This window comes from Peribacillus simplex NBRC 15720 = DSM 1321 (assembly GCF_002243645.1).
Taxonomy (GTDB): Bacteria; Bacillota; Bacilli; order Bacillales; family DSM-1321; genus Peribacillus; species Peribacillus simplex.
The window spans coordinates 1,945,205-1,958,662 of sequence record NZ_CP017704.1 but is presented as its reverse complement, the minus strand read 5'-3'; the positions used below and the strand labels follow the sequence as shown (position 1 = coordinate 1,958,662).

Sequence of the window (13,458 nt, the reverse complement as noted above, 5' to 3'; positions counted from 1 at the left end):
AATAATGAGAACTTAATCGATCACAAATCGAACAGTTGCCTTACTATAAGGTCGACCAGTAAAAATTACTGGTTGACCTTTTTTACTAGAATCTTTTATATCAGTAGGCATGGTCGGACGTACGGGTGCGCGGGGCATTTGAAGGCATGATGGGACGTAGTATATATTATTTGGAGTAGCATCATCACAGAAAAGGATATTGAGTTTATATGTTTCTAACATAACATATTTATATCTTTCGAGAATTTCGACATTATATTGACAATAATATAGTTACTCATTAGAATTGAAAATGATTCTCAATATGGTACTGGAGGCACCAATGTTATGTCAAAAAGAAGATACAGCAAACAAGTGTTATTTATATCCGCAATCGTTTTAATTTTATCAACGCTTTTACTTGGATGTACAAATGAATCAAAAGAAAATTCAACTTCAAATAAAGACAGTAAAGACATGCTTACTTTTGCTTGGCCTAGGGATATAGGTGAAATGAATCCGCATGTCTATAATCCTTCTCAATTATTCGCTACATCAATGATATATGAACCTTTGGTTAGCTACCAAGATGGAGGCGAGCTGAAACCGCATTTAGCTGAATCTTGGGAAATTTCCAAGGATGGGAAGGAATATACGTTCAACCTCCGTCAAGATGTGAAATTTTCTGACGGTACAAGCTTTAATGCTGAAATTGTGAAAAAGAACTTTGATACTATATTGAAAAATGTTGATTTACATAGTTGGTTGGGCTTTATTCCGAAAGTGGATCAAACGGAAGTAATTGACCAAAACACGTTTAAACTAACATTAAAGGAGCCATATTATCCTACTATTCAAGAGTTAGCCGTCGTTCGTCCAGTCCGTTTCTTGGGTGAAGCTGGATTCCCTAAAGATGGTGACACTTCTAAAGGTGTTACAAAACCAGTCGGTACAGGCCCATGGGTTTTGGAAGAATATAAACCAGATGAATATGCTATTTTCAAACGCAATGAAAATTATTGGGGTGAACTCCCTAAAGTAAAGAAAATCAAAATCAAGATCATTCCTGATGCTGAGACCCGAGTTCTTGCTTTTGAAAAAGGTGACCTAGACCTTATTTATGGTGAAGGTGTTATCAGTCTAGATGCTTTCAAACAATTAGAAACAACAGGTACCTATGAGACTAGTATTTCTGATCCGGTTGCGACAAGACAACTAGTTATGAATACGAAGAAAGAACAACTTTCAGATTTACGTGTTCGTCAAGCGTTACAATATGGATTTAATAAAAAAGCAATGGTTGACGGAGTTACTTCTGGGTTGGAAGAGAAGGCAGATTTTATTTTACCGACAAACTTCCCTTATACTTCAGACATTGATGTAACAGCGATTGATTATAATGTCGAAAAAGCAAAAGCTTTATTAGATGAAGCAGGATGGAAGCTTCCAAAAGGAAAAAACGTTCGTGAGAAAGACGGAAAACCACTTGAAATCGAGTTAATGTACGACTCTGCAGAATCGATTCAAAAAGTAATGGCCGAAACATTACAATCTGAGTGGGCGGCACTAGGTGTTAAATTGAATATCGTAGGAGTTGAGCTTACGGTACAAATTGAAAGATTTAAAGCTAATGATTTTGAATTGAATTTCTTTAGTAACTATGGCGCACCATATGATCCACATACTTTCGTAAACATCGTTGGTTCAGAAGGATTTGGTTTTAACGAAGCCATTTCATCTTATCCGAACAGAGATAAGTTGTTAAAACAAATTGCAGATGTTCCTGGAACAACAGATGAAAAAGAACGTCAAGAACTTTACTCAACTATTTTGGAATCACTACAAGACCAAGGAGCGATTGTGCCTATTTCTTATATTAAGAAAATAGCTGTTTACCAAAAAGATGTATCTAATTTTACATTCCCTGCTAACCGGGATGAACATCCATTCACAGGAATTAGCATCGAGAAGTAAGTTACAGGAGGGTTTTCATGGGCACTTATATCTTGAAACGAATTATGGCCATTATTCCCATCTTTCTTTTGGCCACTCTTCTAACGTTTGGAATGATTCACCTTTCACCCGTGGACCCAGCTGAGGCATATTTATCTGCAGCACATATCCAATCTACAGATGAGATATTGGCTCAGAAAAGACATGAGTTTGGCTTAGATCAACCTCTCCATGTTCAATATGTAAACTCTATTATTAAGATATGCCAATTTGATTTTGGCATATCTTATCTTTCGAATAAACCTGTTTGGGACGAGGTTACATATCGAATGCCAGCGACCATTCAGTTAGCTTTAGGTAGCATCATATTAGCTATCCTGGTCAGTGTCCCTCTTGGATATTTGGCAGGCATAAAGAAAAACAGTGGTATCGACCATTTTAGTCGCCTTCTCTCTTTTTTCGGGGCATCCATCCCCTCTTTTTGGCTTGGTTATTTATTGATTTTTTTCTTTTCTGTTAAACTCGACCTGTTCCCCGTTGAAGGAATCGGGACTTGGCAACATCTGGTTCTCCCTTCCGTTACTTTAGCTTTGCCATTAATAGCCTTGTATACTCGATTGTTACGTGCTAGCGTTCTTGAAAATTTACAGGAACCTTATATCCTTTTTGCTCGCACAAGAGGGATTCATGAAAAAGTCATTATGGGAAAACATGTATTGAGAATAGCCATATCTCCTATGATTACTGGTCTAGGGATGAATTTAGGAAAGCTGCTGACTGGAACCATTATCGTCGAAGCGGTCTTTTCCTGGCCAGGATTTGGTCGTTATTTTATTGAAGCTATTTTTAATCGGGATGTTCCTGTCATTCAATGCTATGTGCTTTTAGCAGCGGGACTATTCATTTTAAGCAACTTGATTGTTGACCTTATTCAAATGTGTATCGACCCACGCATCTCCAGAAAAGGAGGGCAACGTCAATGATAACAAGTCTTCGTATTATGATGAAAAGTCAGAAAGTGATTGTCCTTTGTTCGATAATATTGAGCTTCCTATTTATCATCACCATCTTGGCTCCTTGGATTGCACCTAATGATCCTATTGCTGTAAATTTAGCTAATAAACTACAGCCCTCTTCCTTTGAGTATCCATTAGGAACTGATCATTTAGGACGATGTACGTTATCACGCATCTTATATGGAGCTCGCATTTCGTTAGGGTTTGCCACATTAATCTTTATTTCTTCTTTAGGCATCGGTTTGATTGTTGGAACCATTGCTGGTTATAAAGGTGGATGGGTGGACCAGGTGCTAATGAGACTTTGTGATGGTGTTATGGCATTTCCGAATCTTTTGCTCATTCTTGGACTTGTTGGTATATTGGGACCTGGCCTTAAACAGGTCATCTTAGCATTGATGCTTGTGCAATGGGTGTATTATGCGAGAATTTTCCGAGGAATGGTACTTAGTCTGAAAGAACAAAACTATATAGCGGCAGCTAAAATAAGCGGTTCTTCTCAATGGAAGATAATAAAGAAACATATTGTTCCAAATGTTCTTCCTCCGCTCGCTGTTATGGGTACATTAGAAATGGGTTGGGCCATCATGGATATATCAGCCATGTCGTTTCTAGGTTTAGGTGTGCAACCCCCTACACCAGAATGGGGAGCAATGATTCATGAAGGGAAATCGTATATTCGGACGAATCCAGAATTAATGCTATATCCAGGTTTGATGATTATGCTCGTTGTCGTCACCTTCAATTTATTAGGCGAAGCGCTATCAGAACGTTTTGGAGTCAAACGTCGTTAATAAAAAGGAATGAGAAGATTGGGAACAGAACGGTCGAATGTATTAAAAGTGAGCGATCTACATGTACAAGTACAAACAAAAGATGGTGCTTCCACCCTCGTTCAGGATATTAATTTTGAACTGGAAAAAGGGAAGGTACTGGGGCTTGTTGGGGAAAGTGGGAGTGGTAAAACCGTTACGAGTATGTCCATTCTACAGCTTCTTGATCGGAGAACAACGACCATTGAAGGTAGCATTACCCTCCAAGGACGAGAATTGAATGGTTTAGACGATAAAGAAATACGTGAAATTCGTGGTAAGGATATTGCCTTTATTATGCAAAATCCGATGAATGCATTTACGCCTGTTTTTACAATTGGCAATCAATTTATCGAAACGATTAGGTCTCATACCTCATTGAATAAAAAACAAGCAAAAGAGCTTGCCATCGATGCGATGCAAAATGTAAACTTGCCAAATCCCGCGAAACTATTAAAAAGCTACCCTTTTCAATTGAGTGGAGGTATGCTTCAACGCGTGATGATTGCGATGGCCGCATGTTTAAATCCTACTGTTATTATTGCTGATGAGCCGACAACTGCACTCGACGTTCATAACCAATTACAAGTACTTCGCCACTTGGATAAAATTCGTTCTGAATATGGAACATCTATTTTACTCATTTCTCATGATCTAGGAGTAATTTCTGAAATGGCAGATGATGTAGTCGTTATGCAACATGGCAGAATTGTAGAAACTGCAAATGTATTTGAATTATTTGATAATCCGCAGCATGAGTATACAAAGAAACTGCTAAATGCCCGCTTTATCTTAAACCATGAAGAACCTATCACCCATATGTTGTGATATATAGATTGCATTCTTTTGAGGGGTGAACAAATGAGTTTATTACAAGTAAAAGAAGTAACTCATAGCTATAATTCTCATACATTTTTTAAATGGAAAGAGCATTCAAAAAAAGTACTCACTGACATTTCCCTCTCTATAGACGAAGGAACATGTTTAGGACTACTTGGCACGAGTGGAGCTGGAAAAAGTACATTAGGAAAAGTGATTCTTGGCTTAGAACGTCCACAGCAAGGACAGGTTCTGTTTCAAGGGCATGATATCTATACTGCTGATAAGCTTACTCGACAAAAGATACGCCGAGATCTACAAGTCGTCTTTCAGGATTCGTATTCATCTGTCAATCCACGAATGACAGCCGAGAGTATTATAGGCGAGCCATTAGAAAACTATGAAAAACTAACCGTAGCCGAACAAAAAAGAACTGTTATTGAGTTATTGGAAAGAGTGGGCCTAAGAGAAAAGGATTTGAAAAAATACCCACACCAATTTAGCGGTGGACAATTGCAAAGAATTAATATTGCTAGAGCAATCTCTCTTAAGCCACTGCTAATCGTCTTAGACGAATCCGTAAGCAGTCTAGATATGGTTAATCAAACAATAATTTTGGAATTATTGAGTGAGTTGAAAAAAGACTTCGGCTTATCTTATCTTTTTATTACACATGATATTAAAGCGGCCTATTCAATCTCTGATACTTTGGGTGTACTGGAAAAAGGAGAATTAATCGAGCTTTACGATTCTAAAGATCAGTTTTTTTCGTCAGAACATCCTGTCATTAAACAGATGAAAGGCTCTATTCTTGCTGAGCATCCACGTTTTCGTTCTCTTCCGACGAGGACTAACTAGACTTAGTCTAGAATCTATATTTATTGATTAGAAGGCCTCGATTTCAGTTTGATAATCGAGGCTCTTGTTTATATTTCTTTTGAAGAACATATTGGAGGGCATAAAAGGGAATGGTCCCTTTTATTTGTTGCATCGATATTCAATTGTGTAAGCTTCCAATGCTCTTAAAGGGTTGTCTCCTCTTAGGGATTTCAAAACTGACCTGGTAAAAAACAACTTTAAAGGCATGATCGGCTATTTTTTTAGTGAAGGATTCCATACCCTTTTGATATTTTCCATCACTTGAACAATAATAGGAAAAACATCCATAAACATTATTTGAAGAAAATAATATTTATTCAAAAAATTCATATTATAATACTTTGTTCTTATGCTATATTATAGGGAGAATTATTTGTTATCACGTATAATCTATGAATTGGAGTGATTTGAAATGAAGAAACTTGGTTTACTTAGTATGTTTTTGATTCTAACTATCTTTATCTCGGCTTGTGGCACCAATGATGAAAAAAATGCAGGTGAAGAAAAGAAACCTGAAAAGGTATATAAAGTTGGTGTGGATACGACTTATCCTCCCTTTGAATTTAAAGAGGGGAACGACTATAAAGGTATTGATATTGAATTGATCAATGCAATAGCGAAAGACCAGGATTTTAAAATCAAATTGTCTCCAATGGATTTCGGCGGAATTATTCCAGCGATGCAAGCCAATCAGCTTGATGTGGCCATTGCGGGAATGAGCATTACAGAGGAAAGAAAAAAGGTAGTAGATTTCTCAACACCGTATTTTGACGCAGGATTAACAATAGTTGTTAAAAAAGATAATACAAGTACTAAAACTGTTAAAGACCTTAAAGGAAAAACCATAGCAGTGAAAAAAGGGACAACAGGTGCTAAATATGCACAGGATAATGCTACGAAACTAGGAATTAAAGTTGTTCAATTCAATGATAGTCCAGCGATGTTCCAGGAAGTGGCAAACGGCAACGCCGATGCTCTTATTGAAGATTATCCGGTTATCTCCTATGCAATCGCCCAAAAAGATCTTGGGTTGAAAATCGTAGGTGAGCGTTTGAATGGGGATCAGTATGGAATAGCCGTATTGAAAGGGCAAAACAAGGATTTATTGAAGAAAATAAATGATGGTCTTGCTAATCTTAAAAAAGACGGCACGTATGATGAAATAATAAAAACGTATCTTGGTGAATAGATTCATGCAAAATAGGCGCGCATAAAGCGCGCTTTCTTTTTCAAAGGGGTGAAAGGAATGGATATAATTGTTGCGGCATTGCCCATTTTATTAAAAGGACTTCAGGTGACACTTTATATCTTTGTGATTGCCATTATCCTAGGTTTTTTGATTGGTTTAGTGATTGCCTTACTGCGACTTGCCCCGATCAAGATCTTGAACTGGATTGCAAAGGTTTATGTGGATGCGATACGAGGGACACCGTTCATTGTGCAGTTGTTTTTTATATATTTCGGTGTGAATTCACTAAATTTGATTTCTTTGAACAGTACAACAGCTGGAATAATAACCGTTGCTATCAATGCAGGGGCATATTTTGCTGAAATAATAAGAGCGGGGATACAATCCATCGATAAAGGACAAACGGAAGCGGCAAGATCAATCGGGTTCACCGGTACTCAAACAATGAGATATGTCGTGCTGCCCCAAGCCTTTAGAAGGATGCTCCCTACCATTACGAACCAATCGATCATTAGCTTGAAAGACACATCTCTATTATCCGTCATCGGTATAGCGGATTTAACCCAGCAAGGCCAAATTCAAGCTTCGGCAACCTTTGAAGCATTTAAGATTTGGTTGGTTGTCGGCGTGATTTACTTTATCATCATCTATTTGTTAACCCTTATTGCTAATTTCATAGAAAGGAGGGTACAAGTTCGATGAGTATCATTACTGTAAAAAACCTGAGAAAATCATTTGGGACTGTCGAGGTTTTAAAAGATATAAATGCAGAAGTGCAAGAAAAGGAAGTAATTTGTGTAATAGGCCCTTCTGGATCTGGAAAGAGTACATTTCTGCGTTGCCTGAATCTTCTTGAGGAAGTTACGGGCGGTGAGGTGGTAATTAACGGACATAATATCACCGATCCTAAAAGGAAAATCAATATAAATAAAGTCAGGCAAGAGGTTGGAATGGTTTTTCAACATTTCAATCTGTTTCCTCATAAAACCGTTATGGAAAACATCACGCTGGGTCCTATTAAAATTCGCGCCACGGCTAAAGCGGAAGCGGAAAGATTAGCGCTTGACTTATTGGATAAGGTTGGCCTTAAGGAAAAAGCAAATAGCTATCCAGGAGAACTTTCCGGTGGACAAAAACAACGGGTTGCCATCGCAAGGGCATTAGCGATGAATCCAAAGATCATGCTATTTGACGAGCCAACTTCTGCGCTTGACCCTGAAATGGTCGGAGATGTTTTGGAAGTCATGAAACAACTTGCTAAAGAAGGCATGACAATGGTTGTAGTTACGCATGAAATGGGCTTTGCCCGGGAAGTCGGGGACCGCGTCATATTCATGGATGGAGGGTATATTGTCGAGGAAAATGAGCCGAATGCATTATTCGGTAACCCTCAGCATGAGAGAACTAAATCCTTCTTGAGTAAAGTGCTTTAGGCAGGAATAGCGAGCGTGGAAATACAAGTAATAGAGTATTATTGCTGGCATTGATGTTGGTAATGAATGAAGTTGTGCATAAAGTGTGGACAAAGGAATGCGGGAATTGAGGGGAAGCCCAAACGCATAGCCTTTCCCTTATCTTTGTGCATAACCTTTTTTTGTTTTATAGTAGAAACTTATCAGTCAGGCGATGTTTTTATTTATATCTGCTTCAATCGGGCAAACATCAAAAAAGAAACCTATGCATTCGACACATGCATAGGTTTCTTCTCTATTTACTTGGCACCGTAACTAATCAAGTTCGTCATGATCCGATATCCGCCTGGAACCTGGCCTTGAATTTGCCTGTATAGTACAAGGTTGGTATAGAGGTAGGTGCCATTACCATATTTAGTCATAAGGATTCCGCCATCAAATGGTTCTTCATTTGGATCAGCCATGGAAATGAATGTTTCAAATCGATCGTCCCATTTCATTGGGAAGTACAATCCTCTTTCTTGAACCCAATTGTTCCAGTCGTCACTTGTTATTTTATTTGGATAGTTGAAAAGCGCTGATTCTGGTTTCAATACGTTTACTGTGGCTTTTTCATCGGTAACCCTCCAGCGAATGGATGGATTTCCGAGGGTAAGCGGGTATGGAGCGGTCGTCAGGGCATCCCATCCATCACCTGGTTTGTGATATTGAACGACGAGATGACCGCCGTTTTCAACATATTCCAGTAAGCGCGCGTTGTTTGCCTTTAGATCTTCCCTCGATAGATAGGCACGTATGCCGGTAACGATCGTGTCGTATTGGCTCAAATCACCTTTTGTTAAATCAGCCTCGGTTAATTTTGTTATATTAAGGCCTGCATTGCTTAAGTAATCTGCTACTTTATCGAATCCACTCTCAATGTAACCCACTTTTAATGAAGCTGGCATCAAAAGCTCAAATGCAACGGTGTTGATAGCTGCTGGGTATTGGTAATAGAATGTTCCGATATGGTCATAGGAAATTTCCTGAATGGTCGAATCAAAGGTTTTTCCATTGACAGTAGCAACTGCCTTAACCTGATATTCACCATTTTGGATTGCCTTCGGTGGTCTGAGGGTGAACTTCACTTGTTTTTCTTCTGACTTTTCATTAAATGATACAGTGGCATTTTGGGGTTGGACTCCCCAATTTTCAGGGACTTTTAAAGCGACCTTTGCTGATGCTTTTCCTTCTGTATAGTTTTTCAAGGTTACGGTCACTGGGATTTCCTCTTTTACATCTGCTGTATTTACGACGATATCTTCAGGAGATAGGGAAAGGCCAACGTCGGGAAGGACAGCGATCGTTCCGTCCAATTCTTTCTTGATGGCGGTTTTTGTGCTGCCGTATTTATAAGAAATGCTGGCTGTAATGGTTGACTCATCATAGGCATGGTAATAGGCTGCATCTTCAGGGACTTCAACCAGGTAGGTCATTGTCGTTGATTTATTTGGTGCTAGATTGATATCTTTATATTTTGTTTTGGTCTTCCATCCTTTAGGCACGTTCAATGCGGCAGCGACTTTTTTCAATGTTTGTTTCCCGTTATTCTTTACGGTTACGGTTACGTACGTATTTTGACCTTTCGTAAGGATCTTTGAAGCTGCTTTAGCTTGAACTTCGAGTCCTGAGGAGACATAACTGACGTTTTGCAATTGCTCTTCTTTTAATGAGAGCTTATGAAGCAAGTCGTTCTTAATGGCAGGGCTTAGCTTTGCCTTTTTGACTTGCGCAGTAATTGAACGAACATTGGAGAGAGCTGTTTGGGATGTTGAAAAAACACGTTTATCATTTGGATAAGCCGCAATAACAGCGTCCAAATTCCGTTGTAGGTATTTAACTTCACCTTTTAATTTTGAAGCTGAGCGAGGGAGTTTTTCAGCCCATTCAGTAAAATTGTAAGGTACACCCGCAAAGAGGTCTGTCTGGTTTTTTGTATCAACCGAGCTTTGCTTCAAATCTAGATGGATCTGGCGAGGTGCTGCTGGGATATCAGAACCCATGCCTTGGCTTTTATGCAGATAGCGGGATTGTTCTCCAAGCTGTGGGTAAGTCATATTGTATATTGGGTCATATTTACCGATTTCAATCGAAGTGGTTGCTTGATCTGCCGAGGAAACAGGCAAATATAACTTTTTCACTTGCCATACGGATAGACCTTGTTTCAATTGTTGTGGAAACACAGTTGGGTCGGCGGCATCCTTAAAGGCGCGTTCACTTAAGATTGTCATTGTTCGATGATGTCCATGCTGGGTATCATCATTTTGAAAGGATGGCATCAATATATCCGGCTGATACGTCCGAATAAAGCGGATAAGCCGTTCATAGGTGAGTTCTTCGCCCCATTTTTCTAATGTTTCCTCTGGTGTTTTAGAGAAGCCGAAATCATAAATGGGATCTGAGGTAGTTTCACTTAGATGATAGGCCTTAACCCCGGTGATTTTTGCAGCTTCTATCATTTCCCTCGAACGGATGATTCCAAGAGCATTGTCCAGTTCATCCCCAATTTCATTTTGTCCTCCTTCACCACGGTTTGCAATAAGGCTGGATGTCTTCACCCCTAACCCTCTGGATAGATAAGCGAGAAAGTCACTGCGTTCATCATCTGGATGGGCACCGCTGTTCAAGAATGTCACAGTCGTCTCGAGCGGCTTGACCGCATTCCATAATTCAACGTTGGTTTCATCAGGATTTGCAGCGCTACCTCCAGGCGGCGATAATGCAAGAACTAACAAAAGGGAAAGCAACGATAACAAAGCTTTTTTCATTATACTTTTAACCTCCTTCAACTTTAATGAAACACCTAAGCTTTTGTGAAGAAAAAAATGTAGGTTAGTAATATTTTCTAACTAACCAGGCGGAAAATCTTATCTAATAAATAGCATTATTGGTTATAAATGTAAATGATGCGAAGTAACTATTAAAGATCTAACATTATAAATGTTCAGATAAATAACTTGTGTGAAGAATTTTTTTAAGTTATATTTTTACTTAATTAGGAAGATTTACTAACTAAATGATGTAAGGCCGTGATGTGATGAGTTTTAAAAGAACACCCAGTCATCAAAAATATGTAAATAAAAAAAGGATCATTCAATGCATCCAAGAATGTTCACCCATTTCAAGAGCTGAAATCGCCGTTAAACTTCAGCTAAGTAAACCAACTGTCTCTCTGGCTGTGGATGAACTTATACAGGAGAAATGGGTATTTGAGAAAGGAATAGGAGAATCCTCTTCTCAAGGTGGGAGGAGGCCTATCCAGCTCTTTTTTAATGAAAAGGCTGCCTATATCATTGGGGTTGATATAGGCGGGACGAAGGTGAAAATCGTTTTAAGTGATTTAAGTGGCAACATCCTTGCCGATACTAGTTTTTCAACAAACACCTATTTACAATCAGGGCTTCTTAAACAAATGGCGATTGAAACGGAACGGTTAATTGCAAAGAATCAGATTGCGAAAGGCAGGATATTAGGGATGGGAGTCGGGATCCCTGGTATAACGCAAACGGCAAGTGGATTAGTAATAGAGGCACCGAGTTTAGGTTGGGTACAATATCCGTTTATAGCCGAAGCGAAGCGGTATTTTGAGTTCCCCATTTTTCTGGACAATGATGTAAACGCGGCTGCACTAGGTGAACAGTGGCTGGGTAATGCACAAAATAAGCGGAATTTGCTGTTCATTGCGGTTGGCACGGGAATAGGAAGCGGCATTATCTTGAATAACCAGTTATACAGAGGGGCTTCCAGTGCAGCTGGGGAAATGGGATATATGGTAACGGACAAAGAGGATATGAAGAGTGAATTCAAGCCGATTTTCCATAGATACGGCTATTTGGAAAGTGTCGCAGGAGGAAAGTCGATTGGCGGTCATTTTACAAGGGAGGTTCTCAAGGATCCTCATCATTTTTTATTCGAACGGGCCAAATCTTCCGAACTATCTGGGGAGGATGCTTTTTTGTCAGCAAAAAAAGGAGACGCGACAGCTATGGCCGTCATAAATGAAGCCATCGAACATTTAGCCTGCGGAATTGTCAATGCGGCTAGTTTGCTAAATCCAGAAGTGATTATTTTAGGAGGTGGTGTATTAAATTCATCTGAATACATTTTACCTAGAATCCGGGAGATCGTTGATCGATATCTTCCAAGTTTAGTAGAATTGAAAACTTCACAATTGGGAGAAAACGCAGGAGTACTAGGAGCGGTTTCCCTATTCTTAAGGGAACATGATAGCATTTTGAATTTTCGTGATGAGGGGGATTATTAATGAAAAATAGGAAAAAGTCGCTTGTTTCAGCACTGACCTTATCGGCAGCACTATTGATTTCGGGATGTAACGGTACAGATACGAAAACGAATTCGGATGCTGGCGGTGCCAAGGGAGAAAAGGGTGAGCTGGAAGATAAAATCGTTGTTTATTCACCGCATGGCAAAGATATTTTATCAAAGTTCGAAAAGCAGTTCGAAGATAAGTATGGTATTGATGTTGAGTGGCTTGATATGGGGTCCCAGGAAATCCTTGACCGTGTTCGATCAGAGAAAAGTAATCCGCAGGCAGACGTTTGGTGGGGTGCACCTTCCACGAATTTCAATCAAGCAAAGGATGATGGGCTGCTGGCTGCTTATAAGCCTAGCTATTCCGATAGTCTCGATGAAGGATTCCACGATCCGGAATGGTATTGGACGGGAACGAGCCAGACACCGGAAGTCATCATGTATAACAGCAAAGAACTCTCAAAAGACGAGGTTCCAAAAGATTGGGATGAACTGCTTGATCCGAAGTGGAAAGACGAAATCATCATCCGCTATCCGTTAGCCTCCGGAACGATGAGGACAATTTTTTCTGCGATGATCTATCGTACGTATAAGGATACAAATGATCCAAAAGAAGGGTATGACTGGTTAAAGAAGCTCGACCAAAACACAAAGGAATATTCAGCGAACCCTGAAATGATGTATAACAAGGTAGCAAAAGGAGAGGGCTCACTTTCTGTTTGGGCAATGCCGGATGTTGTCATGCTGAAAGAAAATAAAAATTATCCGTTTGAGTTCGTCATTCCAGAAAGCGGAACGCCAGTATTGACAGAAGGTATCGCCATCGTTGAAGGTGCCAAGCATCCAAAAGCGGCAGAAGCCTTTTATGAGTTTGTGAATTCACCAGAAGCAGCAAAAAATTTGGCAGAAGAGTTTTACAGGGTTCCGACCAGAAGTGATGTGAAGGATTTACCTAAATGGATCACGGAAACAGAAATTAAAACGATGGATATTGATTGGAATGCATTCCAGGAAAAAGGTGACGAGTGGATGAAATATTGGGACGAAAATATTAAAAGCGGAGATAAAGAAATTAAAGAATAAGGAAG

At 39.4% G+C, this 13,458-nt stretch carries 11 protein-coding genes; 10 read left to right on the top strand and 1 reads right to left on the bottom strand.

Annotated features, from left to right (window positions below; all coding sequences use genetic code 11):
* Nucleotides 1-327 precede the first annotated feature (327 nt).
* From nikA to BS1321_RS09285, 8 genes are all read left to right on the top strand, one after another.
* Nucleotides 328-1,953 carry a nickel ABC transporter substrate-binding protein gene (gene nikA, locus BS1321_RS09320; RefSeq protein WP_063234726.1) on the top strand — a complete coding sequence of 542 codons (1,626 nt, stop codon included), beginning with the start codon at nt 328-330 and terminating at the stop codon, nt 1,951-1,953.
* A gap of 17 nt (nt 1,954-1,970) precedes the next feature.
* Nucleotides 1,971-2,915 (top strand): nickel ABC transporter permease subunit NikB, encoded by a 945-nt coding sequence (gene nikB, locus BS1321_RS09315; RefSeq protein WP_063234727.1) that lies wholly within the window; start codon nt 1,971-1,973, stop codon nt 2,913-2,915.
* Entirely contained in the window at nt 2,912-3,742 is an 831-nt protein-coding gene (gene nikC, locus BS1321_RS09310) for a nickel ABC transporter permease subunit NikC (protein ID WP_063234728.1), read from the top strand. The genes nikB and nikC overlap by 4 nt, the downstream gene beginning before the upstream one ends.
* 18 nt (nt 3,743-3,760) lie before the next feature.
* Entirely contained in the window at nt 3,761-4,588 is an 828-nt protein-coding gene (nikD, locus tag BS1321_RS09305; protein WP_063234729.1) for a nickel import ATP-binding protein NikD, read from the top strand.
* Nucleotides 4,589-4,621: 33 nt separating this feature from the next.
* Nucleotides 4,622-5,437 carry a nickel import ATP-binding protein NikE gene (nikE, locus tag BS1321_RS09300; protein ID WP_063234730.1) on the top strand — a complete coding sequence of 272 codons (816 nt, stop codon included), beginning with the start codon at nt 4,622-4,624 and terminating at the stop codon, nt 5,435-5,437.
* 433 nt (nt 5,438-5,870) lie between these two features.
* On the top strand, nt 5,871-6,647 hold the full coding sequence (locus BS1321_RS09295) for a transporter substrate-binding domain-containing protein (protein ID WP_063234731.1): 777 nt from the start codon (nt 5,871-5,873) through the stop codon (nt 6,645-6,647).
* A 57-nt stretch (nt 6,648-6,704) separates the two neighbouring features.
* Nucleotides 6,705-7,349, top strand: coding sequence for an amino acid ABC transporter permease (locus BS1321_RS09290; RefSeq protein ID WP_063234732.1), 645 nt, complete (start codon nt 6,705-6,707; stop codon nt 7,347-7,349).
* Nucleotides 7,346-8,080 carry an amino acid ABC transporter ATP-binding protein gene (locus tag BS1321_RS09285; RefSeq protein ID WP_063234733.1) on the top strand — a complete coding sequence of 245 codons (735 nt, stop codon included), beginning with the start codon at nt 7,346-7,348 and terminating at the stop codon, nt 8,078-8,080. Before BS1321_RS09290 ends, BS1321_RS09285 begins: the two co-directional genes overlap by 4 nt.
* 278 nt (nt 8,081-8,358) lie before the next feature.
* On the opposite strand, the gene BS1321_RS09280 is transcribed toward BS1321_RS09285, so the two are convergent.
* On the bottom strand, nt 8,359-10,866 hold the full coding sequence (locus BS1321_RS09280) for an NEW3 domain-containing protein (RefSeq protein ID WP_063234734.1): 2,508 nt from the start codon (nt 10,864-10,866) through the stop codon (nt 8,359-8,361).
* Nucleotides 10,867-11,135: 269 nt separating this feature from the next.
* Here BS1321_RS09280 and BS1321_RS09275 point away from each other — a divergent pair, with 269 nt between their 5' ends.
* Complete coding sequence (locus BS1321_RS09275; RefSeq protein WP_063234735.1) at nt 11,136-12,362, top strand: ROK family transcriptional regulator; 1,227 nt, start codon at nt 11,136-11,138, stop codon at nt 12,360-12,362.
* Nucleotides 12,362-13,453, top strand: coding sequence for an extracellular solute-binding protein (locus BS1321_RS09270; RefSeq protein WP_063234736.1), 1,092 nt, complete (start codon nt 12,362-12,364; stop codon nt 13,451-13,453). The genes BS1321_RS09275 and BS1321_RS09270 overlap by 1 nt, the downstream gene beginning before the upstream one ends.
* Nucleotides 13,454-13,458: the final 5 nt, after the last annotated feature.